This is a genomic window from Halomonas sp. ML-15 (assembly GCF_014779595.1).
Taxonomy (GTDB): Bacteria; Pseudomonadota; Gammaproteobacteria; order Pseudomonadales; family Halomonadaceae; genus Franzmannia.
This window is the reverse complement of the sequence record NZ_JACXZT010000001.1, coordinates 41,252-62,309: the sequence shown is the minus strand read 5'-3', so window position 1 is coordinate 62,309 and position 21,058 is coordinate 41,252. Positions and strand designations below refer to the sequence as shown.

At 61.4% G+C, this 21,058-nt stretch carries 24 protein-coding genes and 2 tRNA genes; 5 read left to right on the top strand and 21 right to left on the bottom strand.

The window, feature by feature from the left end; all coding sequences use genetic code 11:
- Positions 1–22 precede the first annotated feature (22 nt).
- The 9 genes from rpmI to IEI94_RS00260 form a co-directional block, all read right to left on the bottom strand.
- Complete coding sequence (gene rpmI, locus IEI94_RS00300; RefSeq protein ID WP_076748010.1) at positions 23–217, bottom strand: 50S ribosomal protein L35; 195 nt, start codon at positions 215–217, stop codon at positions 23–25.
- Positions 218–304: 87 nt separating this feature from the next.
- The gene (gene infC, locus IEI94_RS00295) at positions 305–844 is read right to left on the bottom strand and encodes a translation initiation factor IF-3 (protein WP_318153341.1); all 540 of its coding nucleotides are present in this window, start codon (positions 842–844) and stop codon (positions 305–307) included.
- Between the two features lie 50 nt (positions 845–894).
- Entirely contained in the window at positions 895–2,793 is a 1,899-nt protein-coding gene (gene thrS / locus IEI94_RS00290) for a threonine--tRNA ligase (protein ID WP_191164447.1), read from the bottom strand.
- Between the two features lie 244 nt (positions 2,794–3,037).
- Complete coding sequence (locus tag IEI94_RS00285) at positions 3,038–3,736, bottom strand: OmpA family protein (RefSeq protein WP_191164445.1); 699 nt, start codon at positions 3,734–3,736, stop codon at positions 3,038–3,040.
- Positions 3,737–4,018: 282 nt separating this feature from the next.
- Positions 4,019–4,486 (bottom strand): DUF2489 domain-containing protein, encoded by a 468-nt coding sequence (locus IEI94_RS00280; RefSeq protein WP_191164443.1) that lies wholly within the window; start codon positions 4,484–4,486, stop codon positions 4,019–4,021.
- A gap of 157 nt (positions 4,487–4,643) precedes the next feature.
- Positions 4,644–5,528 (bottom strand): heme o synthase, encoded by an 885-nt coding sequence (gene cyoE, locus IEI94_RS00275; protein WP_191164929.1) that lies wholly within the window; start codon positions 5,526–5,528, stop codon positions 4,644–4,646.
- A 43-nt stretch (positions 5,529–5,571) separates the two neighbouring features.
- The gene (locus tag IEI94_RS00270; RefSeq protein WP_191164441.1) at positions 5,572–6,627 is read right to left on the bottom strand and encodes a COX15/CtaA family protein; all 1,056 of its coding nucleotides are present in this window, start codon (positions 6,625–6,627) and stop codon (positions 5,572–5,574) included.
- A gap of 25 nt (positions 6,628–6,652) precedes the next feature.
- Positions 6,653–7,156 carry a hypothetical protein gene (locus IEI94_RS00265; protein WP_224749842.1) on the bottom strand — a complete coding sequence of 168 codons (504 nt, stop codon included), beginning with the start codon at positions 7,154–7,156 and terminating at the stop codon, positions 6,653–6,655.
- Between the two features lie 20 nt (positions 7,157–7,176).
- Positions 7,177–7,941, bottom strand: coding sequence for an SURF1 family protein (locus IEI94_RS00260; RefSeq protein ID WP_191164437.1), 765 nt, complete (start codon positions 7,939–7,941; stop codon positions 7,177–7,179).
- On the opposite strand from IEI94_RS00260, the gene IEI94_RS00255 reads away from it, so the two are divergent.
- A complete protein-coding gene (locus IEI94_RS00255) occupies positions 7,940–8,128 on the top strand; it encodes a DUF2909 family protein (protein ID WP_191164435.1) in 189 nt (62 codons plus the stop codon). The genes IEI94_RS00260 and IEI94_RS00255 overlap by 2 nt on opposite strands.
- Positions 8,129–8,194: 66 nt before the next feature.
- On the opposite strand, the gene IEI94_RS00250 is transcribed toward IEI94_RS00255, so the two are convergent.
- The 5 genes from IEI94_RS00250 to IEI94_RS00230 all read right to left on the bottom strand — a co-directional run bounded on the left by IEI94_RS00250 (position 8,195) and on the right by IEI94_RS00230 (position 12,799).
- A complete protein-coding gene (locus IEI94_RS00250; RefSeq protein ID WP_191164433.1) occupies positions 8,195–9,055 on the bottom strand; it encodes a cytochrome c oxidase subunit 3 in 861 nt (286 codons plus the stop codon).
- The gene (locus IEI94_RS00245) at positions 9,052–9,618 is read right to left on the bottom strand and encodes a cytochrome c oxidase assembly protein (protein ID WP_191164927.1); all 567 of its coding nucleotides are present in this window, start codon (positions 9,616–9,618) and stop codon (positions 9,052–9,054) included. The genes IEI94_RS00250 and IEI94_RS00245 overlap by 4 nt, the downstream gene beginning before the upstream one ends.
- A 54-nt stretch (positions 9,619–9,672) precedes the next feature.
- Entirely contained in the window at positions 9,673–11,319 is a 1,647-nt protein-coding gene (gene ctaD / locus IEI94_RS00240; RefSeq protein WP_191164430.1) for a cytochrome c oxidase subunit I, read from the bottom strand.
- A 54-nt stretch (positions 11,320–11,373) separates the two neighbouring features.
- The gene (gene coxB, locus IEI94_RS00235) at positions 11,374–12,489 is read right to left on the bottom strand and encodes a cytochrome c oxidase subunit II (RefSeq protein WP_191164429.1); all 1,116 of its coding nucleotides are present in this window, start codon (positions 12,487–12,489) and stop codon (positions 11,374–11,376) included.
- 136 nt (positions 12,490–12,625) lie between these two features.
- Positions 12,626–12,799, bottom strand: a complete 174-nt coding sequence (locus IEI94_RS00230) for a DUF2970 domain-containing protein (protein WP_191164427.1) — start codon at positions 12,797–12,799, stop codon at positions 12,626–12,628.
- A 136-nt stretch (positions 12,800–12,935) separates the two neighbouring features.
- On the opposite strand from IEI94_RS00230, the gene IEI94_RS00225 reads away from it, so the two are divergent.
- Positions 12,936–13,280, top strand: a complete 345-nt coding sequence (locus tag IEI94_RS00225) for a hypothetical protein (protein WP_191164425.1) — start codon at positions 12,936–12,938, stop codon at positions 13,278–13,280.
- Positions 13,281–13,288: 8 nt separating this feature from the next.
- Here IEI94_RS00225 and IEI94_RS00220 read toward each other — a convergent pair whose 3' ends face one another.
- Complete coding sequence (locus IEI94_RS00220) at positions 13,289–14,017, bottom strand: LrgB family protein (RefSeq protein ID WP_191164423.1); 729 nt, start codon at positions 14,015–14,017, stop codon at positions 13,289–13,291.
- Entirely contained in the window at positions 14,014–14,379 is a 366-nt protein-coding gene (locus IEI94_RS00215; RefSeq protein ID WP_191164421.1) for a CidA/LrgA family protein, read from the bottom strand. The genes IEI94_RS00220 and IEI94_RS00215 overlap by 4 nt, the downstream gene beginning before the upstream one ends.
- A 165-nt stretch (positions 14,380–14,544) precedes the next feature.
- Between IEI94_RS00215 and IEI94_RS00210 the strand changes: the two genes are divergently transcribed.
- A complete protein-coding gene (locus IEI94_RS00210; protein ID WP_191164420.1) occupies positions 14,545–14,700 on the top strand; it encodes a hypothetical protein in 156 nt (51 codons plus the stop codon).
- A gap of 66 nt (positions 14,701–14,766) precedes the next feature.
- Here the strand turns inward: IEI94_RS00210 and IEI94_RS00205 are convergent.
- The 3 genes from IEI94_RS00205 to IEI94_RS00195 form a co-directional block, all read right to left on the bottom strand.
- Positions 14,767–14,843 (bottom strand) — tRNA-Pro (locus IEI94_RS00205).
- 9 nt (positions 14,844–14,852) lie between these two features.
- Positions 14,853–14,942, bottom strand: a tRNA-Ser gene (locus IEI94_RS00200).
- Between the two features lie 65 nt (positions 14,943–15,007).
- Positions 15,008–16,717, bottom strand: a complete 1,710-nt coding sequence (locus IEI94_RS00195; RefSeq protein WP_191164418.1) for a potassium/proton antiporter — start codon at positions 16,715–16,717, stop codon at positions 15,008–15,010.
- Positions 16,718–16,918: 201 nt separating this feature from the next.
- On the opposite strand from IEI94_RS00195, the gene IEI94_RS00190 reads away from it, so the two are divergent.
- Together IEI94_RS00190 and IEI94_RS00185 are read left to right on the top strand one after the other, a co-directional pair.
- A complete protein-coding gene (locus IEI94_RS00190) occupies positions 16,919–18,136 on the top strand; it encodes an ABC transporter substrate-binding protein (RefSeq protein WP_191164416.1) in 1,218 nt (405 codons plus the stop codon).
- 24 nt (positions 18,137–18,160) lie between these two features.
- Positions 18,161–19,543, top strand: coding sequence for a 3'-5' exonuclease family protein (locus IEI94_RS00185; protein WP_191164414.1), 1,383 nt, complete (start codon positions 18,161–18,163; stop codon positions 19,541–19,543).
- Positions 19,544–19,551: 8 nt separating this feature from the next.
- On the opposite strand, the gene IEI94_RS00180 is transcribed toward IEI94_RS00185, so the two are convergent.
- On the bottom strand, positions 19,552–20,331 hold the full coding sequence (locus IEI94_RS00180) for an alpha/beta fold hydrolase (protein WP_191164412.1): 780 nt from the start codon (positions 20,329–20,331) through the stop codon (positions 19,552–19,554).
- Between the two features lie 30 nt (positions 20,332–20,361).
- Positions 20,362–21,045 carry a 7-cyano-7-deazaguanine/7-aminomethyl-7-deazaguanine transporter gene (locus IEI94_RS00175; protein ID WP_191164410.1) on the bottom strand — a complete coding sequence of 228 codons (684 nt, stop codon included), beginning with the start codon at positions 21,043–21,045 and terminating at the stop codon, positions 20,362–20,364.
- Positions 21,046–21,058 lie beyond the last annotated feature (13 nt).

Here is a 21,058-nt window from a genome sequence, read left to right as displayed (position 1 = left end):
CGTTAAAAGTGGAACAACCGGCTTACAGGTTCGGCAGCATGCGCTGTACGAGGGCCTTGTCGGCGTCGTGAATCTGCTTCATCCCACGCAGATGACGCTTCCGCTTGGTCGACTTCTTGGTCAGGATGTGGCTACGAAACGACTGCTTGTGCTTGAAGCCATTGGCAGTCTTCTTGAAGCGCTTGGCAGCGCCACTGTTGGTCTTGATTTTCGGCATGAGGAAAACTCCGCTCGATATTTTTCAGAAAACCCAAGGCCGGCAGCCCGCCGATAAAGACGAACTACCCGTTGACTTGCCTTCGGATCACTTCTTCTTGGGGGCAAGAATCATGATCATCTGGCGCCCTTCCATTTTCGGGAAGGACTCCACATTGGCCAGATCCTCGAGATCTGCGGCGACCCGCTCCATCAGCTTGCGGCCGATATCCTGGTGCGCCATCTCGCGGCCACGAAACCGTAGCGTGACCTTGCCCTTGTCGCCACCTTCGAGGAAGCGAATCAGGTTTTTCAGCTTGACCTGATAGTCGCCCTCGTCGGTGCCAGGCCGGAATTTGACTTCCTTGACCTGGATCTGCTTGGTCTTCTTCTTCTGGGCAGCCTTCTGCTTCTTCTGCTCGAAGACGAATTTGCCGTAATCCATGATCTTGCAGACGATCGGATCGGCGTTGGAAATCTGCACGAGGTCCATACCAGCGGCTTCGGCGCGCTCCAGTGCTTCACTGGTGGGCACAACACCCAACTGCTCGCCGTCGCTGTCAATCAGGCGAACCTGATCATCGGTAATACGCTCGTTCATTGGGGGGCGCTTGTCCTGAACGCGCCCTCTTGGGTTGCTTCGCTTGATCGCTACATCTCCGTGTTAGTTGACGTTGCCGTGGCCCGGGCAGCCGGCAATCAGATACCCTCGCTCACCAAGTGGGCGATGAGATCATCGACCCTCATGGTGCCGAGGTCTTCACCGCTGCGGGTACGTACGGCCACGGCGTCAGATTCTACTTCCTTATCTCCAACTACCAGGAGATAGGGAACTTTCTGCAACGTATGTTCCCGGATTTTAAAGCCGATCTTCTCGTTCCTCAAGTCCGCCTTGACGCGAAGACCGATTTTCTGCAAACGCTGCTCGAGTTCGAGGGCGAAATCCCGCTGCGCATCGGTGATATTGAGGATCACCGCCTGTTGCGGGGCCAGCCACAGCGGCATGGCGCCGGCATAGTGCTCGATTAGGATCCCCAAGAAGCGCTCGAAGGAGCCGAGTATCGCACGATGCAGCATCACCGGGGTCTTGCGAGCGCCGTCTTCATCGACGAATTGGGCACCCAGACGTCCTGGAAGATTGAAATCAAGCTGCAGAGTACCACACTGCCAGACCCGATTGAGACAATCCCGTAGTGCGAACTCGATCTTGGGACCGTAGAAGGCCCCCTCGCCAGGCTGCAGCTCCCACTCGAGCCCGGTAGCATCGAGCGCTGCCTCGAGCCCCGCCTCGGCGCGATCCCACAGCTCAGCCTCGCCGAGAAAGTCCTCGGGACGCGTCGACAGCTTGAGCTCGACGTCATCGAAGCCAAGCTCCTTGTAGACCTCAAGCGTGAGGCGAATAAAGGCTTCCGCCTCGGCCTGAATCTGACCTTCACTACAGAAGATATGGGCGTCGTCCTGGGTAAAGCCGCGCACCCGCATCAGGCCATGCAGTGAGCCGGACGGCTCGTTGCGATGGCAGCTACCAAACTCGGCCAGACGCAGCGGCAGGTCGCGGTAGCTCTTGAGCCCCTGATTGAACACCTGCACATGGCAAGGACAGTTCATCGGCTTGACCGCGTACTGGCGCTTCTCGGACTCGGTAGTGAACATCAGCTCACTATAGTGGCCCCAGTGACCCGACTTCTTCCACAGCGAGAGGTCCACGACCTGCGGCGTCTTGATCTCCTGGTAGCCGTGAGCAACCTGGACGCGACGCATGTACTGCTCCAGCGCCTGGTACATGGTCCAGCCATTGGGGTGCCAGAACACCATCCCTGGCGCCTCTTCCTGAAGGTGGAACAGGTCCATCTTCTTGGCCAACTTGCGGTGGTCGCGCTTCTCGGCCTCTTCGAGCCGCTTGAGATAGGCCTTGAGCTGCTTCTTGTCGGGCCAGGCGGTACCGTAGATACGGGTCAGCATCGGCTTGTCGGCATCACCGCGCCAGTAGGCGCCGGCCAGCTTGGTCAGCTTGAAAGCCTTGAGATGGCGCGTATTGGGCACGTGGGGCCCACGGCACATGTCGACATACTCTTCGTGGTGATAGAGGCGAATGGTCTCGCCCTCTGGAATCTCACGCACGATCTCCTGCTTGTAGGTCTCATCGCGGTGCAGAAAGGCCAGCATCGCAGCGTCGCGATCGACGTATTCGCGAACCACCTCGTACTCCTGATCGATCAGCTGCTTCATGCGCGTCTCGATGGCCGCGAGATCATCCGGGGTCACCGAGCGACCAAAATCGATATCGTAATAGAAGCCGTCGTCAATCACCGGACCAATGGCCATCTTGGCCTCGGGATAGAGCTGCTTGACCGCGTGACCGATCAGGTGAGCACAGGAGTGGCGTATGATTTCGAGCCCCTCCTCGTCCCGCGCGGTGAGGATGGCGACGCTGGCGTCGTGATCGATGATATCAGCTGCGTCGACCGGCACGCCGTCGATCTTGCCGGCCACGCAGGCCTTGGCCAGGCCGGGGCCGATCGATTCGGCCAGCTGCATCACGCTAAGCGGTTCGTCGAAGGTTCTCTGACTGCCGTCGGGCAGGGTCACGATGGGCATTGCGGAAATTCCTTGGGCGCAGTGGTGATCCATACCAGGGATCACATGTCGCAACAGGTGAATGTCTAAGGGTACTGATCAAGCAAACAGGGCGAAAAACAGCCACCTAGAGTAGCAGATGCCGCCCCCACCGCGCCATGGGCCGCGTGGGTGGGAGCCAGACGCAACGAGGGAGTGCCAGTGGCACTCCCTCGTTAGATGAGCGGCGTGGCCGCTCAAGCATCATGCGCCGTAGCGCAAGGCGTTACTGCCGGTCGATTTCGACGCGACGGTTCTGAGCGCGACCTTCGTCGGTCTCGTTGGTAGCCACCGGGCGCTCTTCGCCGAAACCGCGAGTCCGCATGCGGTTTTCGTCGATGCCCTGAGACACCAGGTAAGCACGCACGGAGTCAGCGCGACGCTGAGACAGGCCACGGTTGTACTCGGCGCTGCCCACAGAGTCGGTGTGGCCGTCGATGTTGACGCGCAGATCGGTGTTCTCGCGCAGGCGATGTGCCACTTCGTCCAGCGTCATGCTGGCTTCAGGGCGCAGCTCTGCGGAGTCGAATGCGAAAGTCACTTCGCTGCTCAGCACTACCGGCTCGAATTCAGGTTCCGGCTCGGGCTCAGGCTCGGGCATCGGCTCCGGTTCCGGCTGGGGCTGCGGCTCGGGTGTACGATCTGCGCACAGCAGCGCACCAATGGAAGCGCCTACACCAGCACCGATGGCACCGCCCTGCTCTTCATCTGAGCTGCCGGAAGTGGCATAGCCAATGCTGCCACCGATCAGACCACCCGCAACACCACATACAGCAGGATGCTGGTACCAGGCACGATCGGCAGAAGAGGAGGAACCAGACATCTGCGAAGATGTCTGACCACCAGTAGGTCCGGACGTAGCACAGCCTGCGAGGCCGAGTGCCAATGCAGAACCGAGCAGCAAGCCAGTCGTTGATTTTTTCATGTAAGACTCCATTTCCTAACACAGCGCTAGTCGTAACGTATCGTTACACCGCGTATCCATATAAACCGTAGAGCTGATTCGATTTTTTCGATCAACTCAAGGTAAAAGAAAGCACATTTGCAACAATTCGGCTAGTGCTCATGTGCTGGTACGCATCGTCTCATGCCAGAGCAACCAGCACCAGTCATGTTCGCAAATGGGCGCTGGATACTCGGCTGACAGTCAAAATGTAAACTACGTGGAACTCTTGTACAAGAAAGTGCGCGAATTGGCGAAGACAATTCAGTGCAAGCCCTCCGGCCAACGCTGCTTGAAACGCTCAATGGCCTGTGCAGCATCCAGCAGCGCCGGACGGTAGGCGTCCTCCACCGCCAAGCGCTGGCGATCCTCGTCCATGCGTTGCCGTGGCGTCAGCTCCTTGCGCGAGGAGTGCGTACGCAGGTGCTGGGTTTCGGCATGCACAGTACCGAAGACCCGAAACGCTTCGCGCTCCACCAGCGCCGGATCGATGATCTCAAGCAGCACCTTGCAGCGCAGTGCGCCCTCGACCAGATCCATCTGTTCGGCACGCATGGCGGCGGCAATCGCGCCAAGGCTGTCGAGGCAGTTTTGATGGGCGCGCCGCACCTCATCCTGGCGGAAGGCTTCGCGCCGACGCACCTCTCGCCACAGCGTGGCAGCATAGGCACCAAGCCCCGCGACAATCACGACGGCAAGGGCCACAAGGCTCCAGAACAGGGTTACGCTCATACACTCTCTACTCAGCTAAGGGTCGCTTATTTCGTTACGTGAACCATACGCAGCCACCCTGCATCCATCAAGCCAGGAAGGACTGCGATCCTCACCAACCAGCAGGGCCGGCATCTCTGCCGGCCCTGCTGACTCAAACTATTCCCCGCCTGCTCGCTCACATCACCCAGTTGACGGCGTAGTGGTCGAACAGCAGTACGCCGAACACCCCAAGAATGTAGCGAATCGAGAACCAGAAGGCGTTGATCGGCGCCTGATCATCCTGGCCCCGCCATACTTTCCAGTTCCAGAACATGAAACGCGCATTGAGCGCCATGACCCCAATCAGATAGAGCATCCCGCTCATGCCAATCACGAACGGCATCAAGGTCACCGCCACGGTCAACCAGCCATAGAGCCATACCTGCAGACGGGTGAAGGCGTCACCGTGGGTCACGGGCAGCATCGGCACCCCGGCCTTGGCGTACTCATCGCGCTTGTGAATCGCCAGCGCCCAGAAGTGGGGCGGCGTCCAGGCAAATACAATCAGCAGCAACAGCAGCGGCTCGGCGCTCAGCTGGCCGGTCACTGCCGTCCAGCCGAGCAGCGGCGGCGCTGCGCCGGCCACCCCCCCAATCACGATATTCTGCGGCGTGGCGCGTTTGAGAAAGGCCGTGTAAATCAGCGCATAGCCAACCAGAGACGCCAGCGTCAGCCATGCCGTCAAGGCATTGACCTGCCATAGCAGCAGCGCAAACCCGACCACCGACAATCCTGTTGCCCAGATCAATGCATAGTGGGTCGGCAGACGCTGGGTCGCCAGCGGACGCCGTGAGGTGCGCACCATCATGGCGTCCAGGCGACGGTCAAGCACATGATTGTAGGCCGCCGCACCACCAGCACACAGGGCAATGCCCAGCAACCCATAGACCACCGTGGCCAGTGGCGGAATAACCGGCGTTGCCAAGGCCATCCCGACCAGTGCACACGCCAGCATCACGATGACGACACGCGGCTTGCACAGCGTAATCAGGTCGCGCCACTGCCAGCCAGCAGACGCCATGTTCTGGTCTCCGGGCAGCAGCTCCGCCTGCTCGATCGCAGGGTTACGCATGAACCCACTCCTTCTCGTTATCCGCTTGCTGATGTCCCGACTCGTGGGAGTGCGTCAGACCCGCCCGCCAGTAAGTGAGCGTCATCACCACAATCAATAGTACGGCACCTGCCGTATGCGCAAGTGCCAGGCTTAACGGCAACCACAGCAGCACGTTGGCGATGCCCAACGCTATCTGAAGAGCATAAGCGCCGAGGATACCCAGCATCCAGGGGCGCAGATCGCGCCGAGCCCAGTGTGCCACGGCCAGCAATACCAGTCCCACCCCCAGCGCCAATGCGCCTAACCGATGGCCGAAGTGAATGGCGGCGCGCGCATCTGCATGCAACTGACCGTGAAGATAGTTGGGCCCCACCGTCTGCGTCAGATGGAAACCGTCACTCCAGTCCATGTCCGGCCACCATTCGCCGTTGCAGGTCGGGAACCCCTGACAGGAGATGCCGGCATAGTTGCTTGAGGTCCAACCGCCCAGCGCCAACTGCCCCACCAGCAGGGCCGCGACCAACGCCCATAGTGGCGACATGCGTCGCTTGGCGACCGGTTTGTGGATGTCCTCGAAGGAGGTCTGACGCAGGCGCAGATAGAGCCATAGGAAGAGCAGCATTACAGTCAGCCCCCCCAGCAGATGCAGGGTCACCACCTGCGGCCATAGCTTTAGGGTGACGGTAAAGGCACCAAAAGCACCCTGCAGGATAATCACCACCAGCAGCACCAGGGTCAAACGCCACGGATACCCCGCCAGCCGGCGCAGCGGGAACGCCAACGCCACCAGTGCCAGCACTAGCAAACCGAGGCCGGAAGCGATATAGCGATGAATCATCTCGACCCAGGCCTTGAAGGTCTCGAGCGGGGCATCCGGGGAGTGCAGTGAGGCCGTATCGGCGTCGGGCACCACCAGGCGACCATAGCAACCCGGCCAGTCGGGACAGCCGAGACCCGCGTCCACCAGACGTGTCCAGACGCCCACCAGGATCACCACGATGGTAAACACCACCCCCACCAGACTCAGGCCGCGTAGCAGCTTGAGCCGCGCTATCTGTTTCTCCATCGCGCCTTCTCTCACCTTGTCGTCGTCAGCTGTCACTCGGCGCCGTCGCCCGATCGTTATTCATGCGCAGCAGATGGCTGAGGTCTGCCAGCACGTCCTGCGGATCGACACCTGCCGCATAGCCAAGCACCGGTTGCCCCTCAGGATCGAGTAGCCATAACTGGCCGCTGTCGCGCCATGCTGGCGGCTGCTGCCAGTCACCCAGTACCTCGCCGGGCAGGGCTTCCTCGGCCGGCCCCAGCCGCAACCGCGTGACCCGCGGGGCCTCACGGCCCAGCGCACGATGCAGGCGCCACCACTGGTCGGCTTCGGCCTCACACCCTCCCTCGCAATCGAAAGCCAACACCCAATCGCCATGATCGATGGCCGGGCGTGGCTCCGCCAGCGGCCAGCTGGCCAGTCGTGGCACATCAGGATTGAGTTCGCCGTGGGCGGTGCGCTCGTCGGGAATGCCGATACGAAATTCCACCATCACCCAAGCGCTGACCATGGGTACCGCAAACAGCAGGATCAGGGCCAGCAGTTTCATTCGTTGTCTATTCAGTGGGCTCATGGTTCCTGCTCTCGCACTGTCGTTGTCGCAGCGTCGCGGGATTCACGAAGATCGCGTCCCAAGCGCCGTCCTCCTATCAGCATTACCGCCAGCGCCGCCAATGCCAACCCCCACCATTGGACGGCATAGCCGGTATGACGGCTGGGCGGCATCACACTGGGCTGCCACCAGGGCGTAAAACCTCCTGGTCCCTCCTGCATGTGTATCCAGCCGGTGTGAGCGAAGTCGCCGAGCTCTGCTTGCCACGGCACCAGGGCCAGACGCTGCAGGCGCCGGCCTTCCTGATTGGGGCCGAACAGCAATGCCGTCTCGCCGGCAGGCTGCCACTGGCCACTCACCGTCACTTCACCGCTCGGCGTCTCGATCTCGGGGTCGACACGACTCCCGCCGGTGGCGACGAAGCCGCGCTGAATCAACCATACACGGCCATCCTCTCCGCGCAGCGGGGTAAGTGCCGCGACTCCCACCCTTCCCTCGACCACGCGATTGTCGAGAAAGTAGGTCTGGTCGGCGAGGTACTCGCCGCGAAGCGTGATACGTGATCCATCCGGCGGAGTGTCATGCGGTGCGGCCAGATGGGGCGCATCCGCCAGGCGCTGCAGGTAATCGCGTTTGTCGGCGGCGCGCTCCCACTGCCACATGCCCAGGCCAACTCCGAGGGCAATTAATAGGCTCCAGACAAGCCACCACCACCATAAGCGCTTGACATGTTGCACCGGCTTGCTTGAACTGGGCGTCTGATGACTCACGGAGTATCCCATGTTGAAAGCGTTGATCGCCCTGACATTTCTTACCATGCTCGCCAGCCTGGCCGCAGGGGCAGGTTTCCTGCTGCGAGACCACGGCAATTCACGGCGCCTGCTGGCATCGCTCAAGCTGCGCGTCTCGATGGCCGGCCTGTTGATCCTACTACTCGGCTACGGCTTTTACATCGGCGATCTCGCCTGAACGCCGCCCCCATCACGCGAAGGCCCGGCAGCAAGTGCCGGGCCCAGTAACGGATGTCGGCGTTATTCAGAACACGTAGACGAACAGGAACAGCCCGATCCATACCACGTCAACGAAGTGCCAATACCAGCACGACGCCTCGAAACCGAAGTGGTCATGGCCACCGAAATGCCCACGCTGAATCCTTACGAACATCACCGCCAGTATCGTTACACCGATGATCACATGCAGGCCATGGAACCCCGTCAGCATGAAGAAGGTGGCACCGTAGACGCCCGCCTGCAGCGTGATTCCATAATGGGTTACCGCCTGATAGTACTCTACGCCCTGGATGATCACGAACACGAACCCCAGCAGCAGAGTGGCAATCAGCCAGTTGCGGCAGGCAGCACGATTCCCCTCCTTCAATCCCTCATGGGCGATCGTCAGAGTGATACTGGAGGCCACCAGAATCAACGTATTGACCAGCGGCAGCTGCCACGGATTCATCACCTCCCGCGGGCCACTGATGCTCGGATCAGGGGGGCTCATCAGCGGCCAGGTGGCCGAAAAATCGGGCCACAGCAGCGCTGCAACGCCTTTGGCACCCTCGCCGTCCAACCACGGCAAGGCGAACACACGGATATAGAACAGCGCCCCGAAGAAGGCGGCAAAAAACATCACCTCAGAGAAGATGAACCAGGCCATGCCCTGGCGGAAGGAACGATCCATCTGGGCGTCATACAGCCCCTGCCGGGACTCCATCACGACATCGCGGAACCACAGCGCCATCACTGTCAGCACCCCGATCAACCCCAGCGACATGACGATAGTGCCATTGCCATGTACCAGCGCCATGCCGGCGCCGATCATCATTACCCCTAGCGCCAGCGACCCCAGCACCGGCCATTTGCTGGTTGCAGGAACATAGTAGCTGCCACCACTCATGCATCACCTCCTGATCCCGGCGCTGCCTGCGCCTGTAGTTGTGCTTTTTCTTCGGCCACGGGGTACAGCGTATACACCAACGTCACAGTATTGATGTCCTTCGGCAAATCGCGGGTCAGCTGGAACACCAGCGGCATCTCGATGCGTTCACCGGCCTGCAGCCGCTGCTCGTCGAAGCAGAAACAGTTCACCTTGCGCAGATAACGAGACGCCTGAGAGGGCGAGACACTGGGCACCGCCCGCCCCGACTGCACGCTACCGCTCTGATTGGTGAAGGCGAAATTGATCTCGGTTGGCTGGCCAGGGTTGACCCTCACCTGGTGCTGCTCCACGTCGAGAATCCATGGCAATCCGGATCCTGAACGGGTGATGAATTGCACCGTCACATAGCGCGACTCATCGACTTCTTCACTGATCAGTGTCTGGGCGCGCTCATCGACCTTGCCATTGACCCCGGTAATCCGACAGAAGACGTCATAGAGCGGCACCAGAGCGAAGGCGAAGGCGAACATTGCGATCAGTACCAGTACGCTACGAAAAACGGTGCGTTGAACTGGATTCATCATGCCGACTCTCCTCATGCCTGCCGACGGCTGTCGGCAGGCGGCGTCAGGTACTTAGTGCTGGACCGGTTTGAAGTCCGGCGGCGTTTCGAAGGTGTGCAGCGGTGCCGGGCTGGGAACGGTCCACTCGAGATCTTCCGCACCTTCCCACGCCTTGGCCGGGGCCTTGACGCCACCACGCACGCACTTGATGATCACCCACACGAAGATCAGCTGCGAGAAACCGAACAGGAATGCGCCAAGGCTCGAGATCAGATTGAAGTCGGCAAACTGCAGCGCATAGTCCGGGATCCGCCGCGGCATACCGGCCAGTCCCGAGAAGTGCATGGGGAAGAAGGTCAGGTTGACACCGATCACCGACAGCCAGAAGTGCCATTTACCGAGAATCTCGCTGGGATAGTAGCCCGTCCACTTGGGCAGCCAGTAGTAGACCGCCGCCATGATCGAGAACACCGCCCCGGGCACCAGCACGTAGTGGAAGTGCGCCACCACGAAGTAGGTATCGTGGTACTGGAAGTCGGCCGGCGCGATGGCCAGCATCAGTCCTGAGAAGCCGCCGATCGTGAATAGCACCACGAACGCCAGCGCAAACAGCATCGGTACCTCGAAGGTAATCGATCCGCGGAACAGCGTGGTGATCCAGTTGAACACCTTCACCCCGGTGGGCACCGAAATCAGCATGGTGGTGTACATGAAGAAGAGCGTGGCGGCCAGCGGCAGCCCCACCACGAACATGTGGTGCGCCCAGACCAGGAACGACAGGACAGCAATCGACGCCGTGGCGTAGACCATCGAGGCGTAACCGAACAGACGCTTGCGGGCAAAGGTCGGAATGATCGCCGAGACAATACCGAAGGCCGGCAGGATCATGATATAGACCTCGGGGTGCCCGAAGAACCAGAACAGGTGCTGGAACAGCACTGGATCACCGCCACCCGCGGCATCGAAGAAGCTGGTGCCGAAATTAATGTCCATCAGCATCATGGTGATCACCCCGGCCAGCACCGGCATCACCGCAATCAGCAGGAAGGCGGTGATGAGCCAGGTCCACACGAACATCGGCATGTCCATCATGCGCATGCCCGGAGCACGCATGTTGAGGATGGTGGCAACGATGTTGATCGCACCGAGGATCGAGCTGACCCCGGCGATGTGCAGCGAGAGGATAAAGAAGGTGGTCGACGGTGGCGCGTAGGTGGTCGACAGCGGGGCGTAGAACGTCCAGCCAAAGTTGGGCCCACCGCCCGGCATCAGCAGGGTCGACAACAACAGGATAAAGGCCACCGGCAGCAGCCAGAAACTGAAGTTGTTGAGCCGCGGCAGTGCCATGTCAGGCGCCCCGATCTGCAACGGGATCATCCAGTTGGCGAGCCCGGTGAAGGCCGGCATGACCGCCGCGAAGACCATGATCAGGCCGTGCATGGTGGTCATCTGGTTGAAAAACTCGGGATTGATCAGATTCAACCCCGGCTGGAACAGCTCGGCGCGCACCACCAGCGCGAAGATCCCGCCGATGAAGAACATGATCAGCGAGAAGATCAGGTAGAGACTACCGATCTCCTTGTGATTGGTGGTCAGCAGCCAGCGCATGATGCCGCGCGGCTGGGGGTGGTGATCATGATCGTCGTGCACCTGACCGCCGGCTGCGGCGGTCGTGCTCGAGTGTTGCAAACTGTGATGGGGCGGCAATTTGGGAGCCATCGCACATCTCCGATATCGTTGTCATGTGGCAGAGAGACGTTTCAGGGTGATCGTCTATTCGAGCAGCTCGACGATCTCCGCGGGCTGCACCGCGTCGCCGGTATCGTTGCCCCAGGCATTACGGCTATAGGTCACTACTGCCGCCAGCTCGACCGGGTTGAGGTTGCTGCGGAATGCCGGCATCGCCGTGCCCGACACGCCGTTGAGCACCACATCAATGTGCCAGTCAACGTCATCGATCAGTTCCTGGTTGCCGGCCAGCTCCGGGAAAGCCGGCGGCGAACCGCCACCATCGACCTGGTGACAGGAGGCGCAGATCGAGCCGTAGACCTGCTCACCACGCTCCATCAGCTCATCCATCTCCCACTCGCGATCGACACCCATGGCTTCAGCTTCGGCGGCCTCCTTGCGCTCAGCCAGCCAGTCGTCGAACTCGTCCTCTTCCATGGCGTGAACCACGATCGGCATGAAGCCGTGGTCCATGCCACATAGCTCAGCACACTGGCCGCGATAGATACCCGGCTCGTTGATGCGCACCCAGTTCTCGTTGATGAACCCGGGGATGGTATCCTGCTTGACGGCGAAATCCGGCACCCACCAGGAGTGGATGACATCGTCGGCAGTCAGCAGAAAGCGCACCTTACGATTGATCGGCAGCACCAGCGGCTCGTCGACCTCCAGCAAATAGTGCTCGCCGCGCTCCTCCTCGCCGGTGATCTGGGCGCGCGGAGTACTCATGTTGGAGTTGAAGGCAACATCTTCGCCCAGATACTCGTAGCGCCACCGCCACTGCTGGCCAGTGATCATCACGTCGAGTTCGGCGTCGGAGGCATCGTACATCTTCTGCAGCGTCGCGGTAGCTGGCACCGCCATGCCGACCAGAATCAGCAGCGGCACCGCCGTCCAGATCACTTCCACGGTGGTGTTCTCGTGGAAATTCGCTGACTTGGCGCCTTTCGAGCGGCGGAACTTAAACAGCGAGTAGAACATCACACCGAACACCACCAGACCAATCACCACACAGATCCAGAAGATCGTCATGTGCAGTGTATAGATCTCGGCGCTGAGATCGGTTACACCGACGGGCATGTTCCAGCCATTGGCGTGGGCCAGCGAGGCAGCGCCCATAAGCGTTCCCCCACCCGTCATCAATGCGAGCGTCTTGCGCATTGGCTCCTCCTCGTTGTTTTTGCTCGTAGCGGCGGCGCAACCGTCGTGCAATATTAGGCGTGTCTTGACGGTATAGAAGAGCATCCGCCTTCGAAAGGCAACCCCCGGCCCTCAACGCTGACTACCGCCACCGCCTTCAGCCGGCAAGGTAGATGGCGAGTGTCGCAATCACCACCACGAACACCGCCCCCATCAGCAAGCCCACCAGAATAAAGGCTCCCGGCTTTCCATGCTCGAAATCGTGCTTGCGCTGACGCTCATTCTGGACGCCGAAAAATGCGGCCAGCACCGATTTGATGACTCCCCACATAGGCACTCCTCACGACTAAAGTATGATGTCGAACTTGACCTGCATCAGCAAATTGGCGCGATGCAGCATATGGGTCTCGCCGCCAACTCCTGGCCAGCTACACTGGAAAGGATACCCCTAGCGCCGGGAGGCCGAGATGTCCCAGACCCCTTACACCATGTCATCACTCACGCCACTGACCCAACTGTGGCTGGCACAGTGGCAGGAAGCCGGCGCACCGGCTGCTCGCCTGCAGCTGCAGTGGCTCAAGACCATGGACCAGATAATCGAGAGCGAGGCGGCCTTCATGCTCGCTTGCCTCGACGCCAACCTGCGCATCAACGAATGCCTCCTGGATCCTGATCGACTGGCGGGCAAAAACCCCTTGAACGACTGTTACCAGGACATCATGAACGATGTCACAGAGGCCAGCCTGGCACGCTTGAACAAGGTCAGCGAACTCTCACATGACTTCCGGCAACAGCTCTGGGAAGAGCTCTGAGCCAAGCGCTACACGCCCAGCAGCGTCGTCATCAGCGGCAGAAGAAACGCCGTCAGCAGCCCCGTGAGGGCCATCGCCAGGCCGGCGAAGGCCCCCGCCATGGCCCCCATCGATGCAAAGCAGTGTGCGGTGCCGAAGCCGTGGGCGGCAAGCCCCATGGTAAAGCCCTGGACACTGGGGTCTTCAATACTCATGAGACGAAAGACCCACGGCCCCAGGGCGCAGCCCACCGACCCGGTCAGCAGCACCAGTCCAGCCGTCAGCGAGGGGATGCCGCCAACCTGTTCGGCGATTCCCATGGCAATCGGCGAGGTCACTGAGCGAGGCGCCAGGCTCAGCAGCGTCTCGGGCGCTGCCCCCATCAATGCCGCAAGGCCGATCGTCGACCCCACCGCCGTGACGATGCCCGCGCAGCAGGCCAGTACGATCGGCACCAGCATCGCCCGCACCCGCTCGCGATGGTCGTATAGCGGGATAGCCAGTGCTACCGTGGCGGGCCCCAGCAGAAAATGGATGAACTGAGCACCCTCGAAGTAGGACGGGTAATCGATCCCCGTCAGCAGCAGAAACGCAATCAGCAGTGCAATGCTCAGAATCACCGGATGCAGTAACGGCGTTCCCCCCAGCAGGCGATTGAGGCGCGTGGCAACGATAAAGGCCACCAGTGTCGCCAACAATGACAGCAGCGGATGACCGTAGAGGTAGACCCACAGCTGATCCAGGGCGACAACGGTCATGCACTGCCCCCTGCCCTTAGTCGACGCTGGTTGAGCCAGCTCATGACCTTGGCAGTCACTGCAAGGGTCACCGCAGTGGACACCACCAGGGTCACGCCAATCACCCATAGATCGGCCATGATCAATCGACCATGCACCATCATCCCAACCCCAGCGGGCACGAACAGCAGCGTCAGATAGCGCAGCAGCCCCTCACCGGTCTTGCGCAGTGCGCTGGGGACACGGCCATGAATCATCAATGCCAGCAGCAGGATCAGCATGCCCAGCACCGGACCAGGTATCGGCATCGCCAGTCCCCTGGCGAGGGACTCGCCAAGAAATTGACAGCCCAGCAGTAGACTCATTCCTACGATCAACGGCATGACACCCCCTGCGAAAACAGAACCGTGAGCCCAAGCGCCCACGGCATCCCACCTATCGAGCGATGGAAAAGCAGGCGCCCGACATGCAACATGCAGCATAGACGAGTGATAACCGCGTAGAGCGGTTTTCCAAGCCCAACCGAGAATACCCACCAAGGAGACACGATGACCGTCAAGACGACACGCTGGGTGATACTGGCAATTGGCACCCTGCTGGGGCTTTACGGCTGGGCCGCCTACAACCCGGTGGCCTTCGTCGGCCTGGCGCTGATGATCCTGGCAGGCGCACTGTATCTGACCCGGCACCGCGGGCCACGCTGACCCACACCCACAACGAAAAACCGCCACTCGGCATGACCCGTAAGTGGCGGTTTATCTGAATCCATCTGGTCGGAGCGACAGGATTCGAACCTGCGACCTCTGCAACCCCATTGCAGCGCGCTACCAAGCTGCGCCACGCTCCGATTAGTGAGTGGCGGAGGGACAGGGATTCGAACCCTGGAAGGGCTTTCACCCTTGCCGGTTTTCAAGACCGGTGCATTCAACCGCTCTGCCATCCCTCCGGCTCACGGCGCAGAATATTACCAGTTTCTCACCGCAGGTCAAGGGCTTGTTCACGATATCGCCGTCACTGATAGAGACGCAGGCCCACTTTCGTGATGCGATTACCCTCCATCTCACTCACTACCCAGTGGAATCCGTGCCAGCCGACATCGTCACCGACTACCGGGTGCCCGCCGACGCGCAACGACACGAACTCGCCAAGACTCATCTCCTGCTCGCCGGGGCTGAGGGTCAGGCCGTAGGCCGCAGCCACGTCGCTCATCAGGGCGTCGGCGTCGAGTGTAAAGGTCCCGAAGAAGGCCCGCTCTCGCTTGAGCTTGGCATCGCCGTTGAACAGTCGGTTGAGGGCCGGAAGGTCCCCCGTACGACCGATCACACAGACCACATCGCCCATTATCAACCGTGTACTGCCCTTGGGGTGCAGCATGGCATGCTGCCTGAACAGCGCAGAGATCAGGGCTCCGGATGGAAAACGCAGCAGACGAATCGGCACATCGTCGAGCTCCTGATTGTCGACCTGATAGACAAACATCTCATAGTCATTCTCCGGCAGCACCCCGAGTGGACCGCGGCGATTGGGCGTTACGCCAAGCGGCACCTCGACTTTCATCCAGCGCGCCATCAGCGAAATCGTGCCACCCTGAATCAACAGCGACATCAGCACCACGGCGAAGGCCACGTTGAAATAGAGCGACGCGTTTTCCACCCCGCCGATCACCGGAAAGATCGCCAGCACGATGGGGACCGCACCGCGCAGCCCGACCCAGGAGATAAAGCCAATTTCACGCCAGCGAAACTTGAAGAACGGCTTGACGCATATCAGGACGGCGAGAGGCCGCGCCACGAAGATCAGCGCCAGCCCCACCAGCGCCGCCGGCAGCGCGTACTCCAGCAAGTCGCCAGGCGTGACCAGCAGACCCAGCACCAGGAACAGACCGATCTGGCTCAGCCAAGCCAGACCGTCATGCACCGGCAAGATGAAATTGAGGTGGCGCCCCGGGCGATTACCGATCATCAACCCACACAGATAGATGGCCAGGAAACCGCTGCCACCCAGCACACTGGTGACGCCGAAGACGCAGAAGGCAAGTGCCAGCGCCAGCAGCGAGTAGAGACCCGGCGCCAGATCGACAGAGCGCAGCAGCTTGGCGCTTAGCCAGCCACCGCCGAGACCGATCGCCATCCCTAGGCCAAACTGTTCGATCAAGAACAGCAGTGTCTCACCAACCCCGCCGATATCCCCCACCAGCAGCTCGACCAGCATGATGGTCAGAAAGATCGCCATCGGGTCGTTGGTACCCGACTCGATCTCAAGCGTGGCGCCAACCCGCTCATTGAGATTGATGCCACGGCCGCTGAGCATCGAGAACACCGCTGCGGCATCGGTAGAGCCAACTATCGCGCCCACCAGCAACCCCTGCGTCAACGTCAAGTCGAACACCCACATCGCCACTACACCGACAATGCCGCTCGTCAGGAACACCCCCAGCGTTGCGAGCGACAACGCGGGCCTGAACCCCACGCGGAACGTCTTGAGTCGCGTGCGCAGCCCGCCGTCAAGCAGAATCATGGCCAGTGCCAGATGGCCGATCAGAAATGCCAAGGAGTAGTCGTCAAACTGTATGCCGAGCACACCCTGCTCACCTGCGAGCATGCCCAGGCCGAGAAATATGATCAGCAACGGCAAGCCGAACAGCGACGAGAGTCGACTGGCGAGAATACTCAGGGCAATCAGAAAACCGCTGAGCAGAAAGAGGGAATTGATGCTATCCATGGCCTGCGTTCGCGAGCGTAAGGTCCTTAAAGTATGCCACAGCAAGTAGTAACCAGCGATCAGGCAAGGTGTTTATCCCGCACTTTCAATGGTTTGTACATAAACTGGCAAGATGTCGGCTAGGCAGCAGCTGTCACTCAAGGATACAATCTCAAGCGGCAGGCCTTGCGGCCCGCCAACGACTCGCCGTTGGAGACCTGGATGACGACCCTGCGCACTCGCAAGGCCCGCTGGCTGCTGTTCGCCGTTTTTGCTACGAGCCTTGGCTCACCGGCCGCCGCCGACCAACAAGAGCAGGCCGACAGCGCATCGCTCCCCGCCCCCGAGATTGCACAGGTCGCCGAGCTCGGCCAGGAGGCGCTACCCGCCAGTCAGCGCGATCCGATCCCCTTCATTGATCCGGCGGCACTCCCTTACGCATCCCAGCACCCGATACTGTTCGATGTTTTCCCTGCCCAGGCGCCGCCGATCGTCGACGATACGGTGCCATCGATCACCTTGCGCAGCCCCGAACCCATCGATCCACCGCCGCTGGATGAGCTGCGCGTGGTGCTCGACTGGTACCTGAGCCCCCAGCATGCCGCCCTGCTGATTGCCCAGGCCCGCGGTGACTTCACCCGCCACGGCCTGGACATCACCCTCAACGTACCCGCCGACCCCAGCCTGCCTCCTAAGCTGCTGGCCGCCGGACGCGCCGACCTGGCCCTGGGCCGCCAAGCCCAACTGCACATACTGGTTGACGAACAGCAGCCGCTGGTGCGCGTCGCCAGTCTGATGCCCACTCCACTGAGCAGCCTGGTGGTAGCGGCCGACAGCGACATCGAGACCCTTGCCGACCTGGCTGGCAAGCGCGTCGGCCATGCCCACGACGACAGCCTGTCGCCGATGCTGGCCGGCATGCTGGCGCAGCATGACGTCACGCTCGACGAGCTGACGCTGGATTACGTCAACTTCAGCCCCGCCCAGGCACTGCTCGAGGGGCGGGTCGACGCACTGATCGCCCCCTTGCGCCACGTCTTGCCACACCACCTCGACGTGGAGGGAATCAGGGTACGCAGCTTCGCCGCCGAGGAGCATGGCGTACCGCGCCATGACGGTCTGATCCTGATGGCCAATCGTGATACGCTGGCGACCCAGCGTAGCGAGATTAAACGTTTGCTGCTTGCCCTGGAGGATGCCACCGAGTGGGCCCTCAATTATCCCGATGACGCCTGGGAGCTGATCACCAGAAATCATCCGGCTCTCGACAGCACCATCAATCAGCGTGCCTGGCCAGACACCCTGAGACGACTGGCGCTGCGCCCCTCGGTGCTGGATGCCAAGCGTTACGCCGCGATGCAGAACTATCTGTACGAGCGAGGCCATATCGATACCCGTCAGCCGCTGGAGCGCCTGGCCGTCGATCTGCACGCGCCATAAGGGCAGCGACCATCGAGAGGGCACATGACGACGTTGATCTTTCTCGATCTGGAAACCACCGGCACTCGCACGACGCGCGACCGCATCACCGAGATTGCTGCCTTGAAGGTGGTCAATGGCCGTGAGGTAGACAGATTCGTGAGCCTGGTCGACCCCGGCATGCCGATTCCCGCACACATCTGCCGCCTGACCGGCATTGACGATGCCCTGGTGGCGGGCGCACCACGCTTCGAGCAGTTGGCCGGAGAGCTCTACGAATGGCTACAAGAAGGCTGCCTAGTCGCACACAATGCGCGCTTCGACTACGGCTTCCTGCGTAACGCCTTCGAGCGTGCCGGATGGCGCTTCACTGCTCCCACCCTGTGCACCCTCAAGTTATCGCGACGCCTGGCACCCCACGAGCGCCACCATAACCTCGATGCGTTATTGACCCGCCACGGCCTCGGCGGCTACCCGCGACACCGTGCGGAGGGCGATGCCCGCGCCATGCTGGCGCTTTGGCAGCACTGGCAGGCACAGCACGGCAGCGAACATATCGACACGCTGTGCGCCGCCCAGCGCCGCCAGGCAAGCCTGCCCACCCATCTCGACCCTGGAGCCCTCCAGTCGCTGCCCAGCCGTCCCGGGGTCTACCTATTCTATGGGCACAACCGGTTGCCGCTGTATGTCGGCAAGAGTGTCAACCTGCGCGCCAGGGTGCTCGGCCACTTCAATGCCGACCGCCGCAGCGACCGCGAAATGCGCTTGGTGCAACAAATCCAGGATATCGACTGGCAGGAAACCGCCGGTGACCTGGGCGCTCAGCTGCTCGAGGCACGCCTGGTCAAGACCCTGATGCCGATCATGAACCGTCAGCTGCGCCGCCAGGGACGCCTGGTCAGTTGGCAGTGGCCAGCAGCAGATGCCTGCCCCACACTGGTCACGGGTGACGCACTGGACGGACGCCCCGGCACGACGCTCTATGGGGTGTTTCGCCACCCCCGGGAAGCGCGCCTGGCGCTCAAGCAGATCGCCGAGAATGCCGCCCTGTGTCCGCGCAGGCTAGGGCTCGAAGCCGGCAAGGGCCCGTGCTTCTCCCATCAGCTGGGCCGCTGCAGCGGCGCCTGCTGTGGCAAGGAGCCCCCGGCAGCCCATGATGCCCGAGCCCGCGAGGCACTGGAGCGTCTGCGCATCATGCACTGGCCGTGGCCAGGCCGGGTCGCCTTCGGCGAGCAGCACCCGGAGGGCATGCATCAGTGGCACCTGGTCGATCACTGGTGCTATCTAGGCAGTCTCAGTGATCTCGGCGATGCGTCCCTCGATACACTGGCCTCGCAGCCCCCGCAGTTCGACGTCGATACTTACAGGATCCTCAGCCGCTTTATCCATCGCGATGCCGAGCAGCTCGAGGTGCGCCCGCTGGACTAACCGCCCGGTCAGTCTTCAAGAGCGGCGATAAAGTCGTTGACCGCGGCCTGAAACTCAGTGGGCGCCTCGGCATGGAGCCAGTGACCCGCCTCGAGCGTCACCACCTCGGCGCGCGGCAGCAGCTCGCGCAACCCTGACAGCATCTCGTCCGTCACATAGCTCGAACGACTCCCCCTCAGAATCAGCGACGGCCCGGCATAGGCACCCTCGCCGTCAGGCAGATCGCGGATCGCATCATAGCCCGCCTCGATATGCTCAAGCCCCAGCCGCCAGCCCAGCCGCCCATCGCTGTCGCGCTCCAGGTTGGTGGCCAGAAAAAGCCGCGTGCCTTTCTCTTCGATATGCTCGGCAAGCAGCGCATCGACCTCGCGGCGATTGCTCGGCGTATGCGCCTCGACGTGGTGAAGCGCAGCGAATATCTCGTCGTGACCGTGGCCGTAACGCACTGCGGCGATATCCGCCACGATCAGCGACGCCACCCGCTCAGGGTGCTGCCGGGCCAGGGTCATCACCACCTTGCCGCCCATCGAGTGGCCGAGCAGATGACAGCGTTGAATACCCAGCCGATCGAGGCAGGCCAGCAGATCCCCCGCCATCTCGGCATAGCGCATCCCAGGCGCATGCGGCGAGCGACCGTGGTTGCGCAGATCGACCGCCACCACGCGACGCTTGCGATGCCACTGCTTGACGTGGGAGCGCCAGTTGTCGGCGCTGCCCATCAAACCGTGCACGACCACCAGGGGCGTCCCCTCTCCCCCGGTATCGATGGCGTGTAACTCGACGCTCATGACGTCTCCTTGTGTGGATGGTGACACCCGCTAACGGATCTGATCGACGGCGCCAGGCGCGAGGTCGTCAGAGCCGGTCCAGTCGACCAGCCGGCGACTCAACCAGGCCAGCAGCACTCCGTATAAGGGCAGGAAAAACAGCAGGCTGATCGCCAGCTTGATCACGTAGTCGACCCAGGCGATTTCCAGCCAGTTAGCGGCCATGAACGGGTCGGGGCTCTGATAGAAGGCGATCGAGAAGAACGCCAGGGTGTCGGCCAGGTTGCCGAACACGGTAGAGATGGCCGGCGCCACCCACCACGCCTTGAGATGTCGCAGACGATCGAAGACATGGATATCGAGCAGCTGCCCCAGCACATAGGCCATGAAACTGGCCACGGCGATACGCGCCACGAACAGGTTCCACTCTCCCAGCCCCTCCAGGCCAGCGAAACCGCCGCGGGGGAAGATCACCGACACCACGTAGGAGATCAGCAGCGCCGGCACCATCACCCGGGTAATGGTGGCACGCGCCTGAGCCTTGCCGAACAGCCGCACGGTGAGATCAGTAGCGAGGAAGATGAACGGGAAGCTGAACGCTCCCCAGGTGGTATGGAAGCCGAAAAGGGTGAACGGCAACTGGACCAGATAGTTGCTGGCCGCGATCACCAGCACATGGAAACTGACCAGCGCCAGCAGGCAGCGCCGCGCCTGACGCGGGGAGAGATGGAACATGCAGCACCTTTTT

Excerpts from the sequence above, each read along its gene's own strand:
- IEI94_RS00225 (WP_191164425.1), top strand. The coding sequence starts at position 12,936 with ATGTCCCAGACCCCTTACACCATGTCATCACTCACGCCACTGACCCAA.
- IEI94_RS00285 (WP_191164445.1), bottom strand. The coding sequence starts at position 3,736 with ATGAAAAAATCAACGACTGGCTTGCTGCTCGGTTCTGCATTGGCACTC.
- IEI94_RS00215 (WP_191164421.1), bottom strand. The coding sequence starts at position 14,379 with ATGCCGTTGATCGTAGGAATGAGTCTACTGCTGGGCTGTCAATTTCTT.
- IEI94_RS00210 (WP_191164420.1), top strand. The coding sequence starts at position 14,545 with ATGACCGTCAAGACGACACGCTGGGTGATACTGGCAATTGGCACCCTG.
- thrS (WP_191164447.1), bottom strand. The coding sequence starts at position 2,793 with ATGCCCATCGTGACCCTGCCCGACGGCAGTCAGAGAACCTTCGACGAA.
- IEI94_RS00280 (WP_191164443.1), bottom strand. The coding sequence starts at position 4,486 with ATGAGCGTAACCCTGTTCTGGAGCCTTGTGGCCCTTGCCGTCGTGATT.
- coxB (WP_191164429.1), bottom strand. The coding sequence starts at position 12,489 with ATGCGCAAGACGCTCGCATTGATGACGGGTGGGGGAACGCTTATGGGC.
- IEI94_RS00260 (WP_191164437.1), bottom strand. The coding sequence starts at position 7,941 with ATGGGATACTCCGTGAGTCATCAGACGCCCAGTTCAAGCAAGCCGGTG.
- IEI94_RS00220 (WP_191164423.1), bottom strand. The coding sequence starts at position 14,017 with ATGACCGTTGTCGCCCTGGATCAGCTGTGGGTCTACCTCTACGGTCAT.
- IEI94_RS00245 (WP_191164927.1), bottom strand. The coding sequence starts at position 9,618 with ATGAATCCAGTTCAACGCACCGTTTTTCGTAGCGTACTGGTACTGATC.
- IEI94_RS00185 (WP_191164414.1), top strand. The coding sequence starts at position 18,161 with ATGACGACGTTGATCTTTCTCGATCTGGAAACCACCGGCACTCGCACG.
- IEI94_RS00255 (WP_191164435.1), top strand. The coding sequence starts at position 7,940 with ATGTTGAAAGCGTTGATCGCCCTGACATTTCTTACCATGCTCGCCAGC.
- IEI94_RS00190 (WP_191164416.1), top strand. The coding sequence starts at position 16,919 with ATGACGACCCTGCGCACTCGCAAGGCCCGCTGGCTGCTGTTCGCCGTT.
- cyoE (WP_191164929.1), bottom strand. The coding sequence starts at position 5,528 with ATGGCGTCTGCTGGCTGGCAGTGGCGCGACCTGATTACGCTGTGCAAG.
- IEI94_RS00175 (WP_191164410.1), bottom strand. The coding sequence starts at position 21,045 with ATGTTCCATCTCTCCCCGCGTCAGGCGCGGCGCTGCCTGCTGGCGCTG.
- IEI94_RS00265 (WP_224749842.1), bottom strand. The coding sequence starts at position 7,156 with ATGAAACTGCTGGCCCTGATCCTGCTGTTTGCGGTACCCATGGTCAGC.
- ctaD (WP_191164430.1), bottom strand. The coding sequence starts at position 11,319 with ATGGCTCCCAAATTGCCGCCCCATCACAGTTTGCAACACTCGAGCACG.
- IEI94_RS00230 (WP_191164427.1), bottom strand. The coding sequence starts at position 12,799 with ATGTGGGGAGTCATCAAATCGGTGCTGGCCGCATTTTTCGGCGTCCAG.
- IEI94_RS00195 (WP_191164418.1), bottom strand. The coding sequence starts at position 16,717 with ATGGATAGCATCAATTCCCTCTTTCTGCTCAGCGGTTTTCTGATTGCC.
- IEI94_RS00180 (WP_191164412.1), bottom strand. The coding sequence starts at position 20,331 with ATGAGCGTCGAGTTACACGCCATCGATACCGGGGGAGAGGGGACGCCC.
- rpmI (WP_076748010.1), bottom strand. The coding sequence starts at position 217 with ATGCCGAAAATCAAGACCAACAGTGGCGCTGCCAAGCGCTTCAAGAAG.
- IEI94_RS00250 (WP_191164433.1), bottom strand. The coding sequence starts at position 9,055 with ATGAGTGGTGGCAGCTACTATGTTCCTGCAACCAGCAAATGGCCGGTG.
- IEI94_RS00270 (WP_191164441.1), bottom strand. The coding sequence starts at position 6,627 with ATGGAGAAACAGATAGCGCGGCTCAAGCTGCTACGCGGCCTGAGTCTG.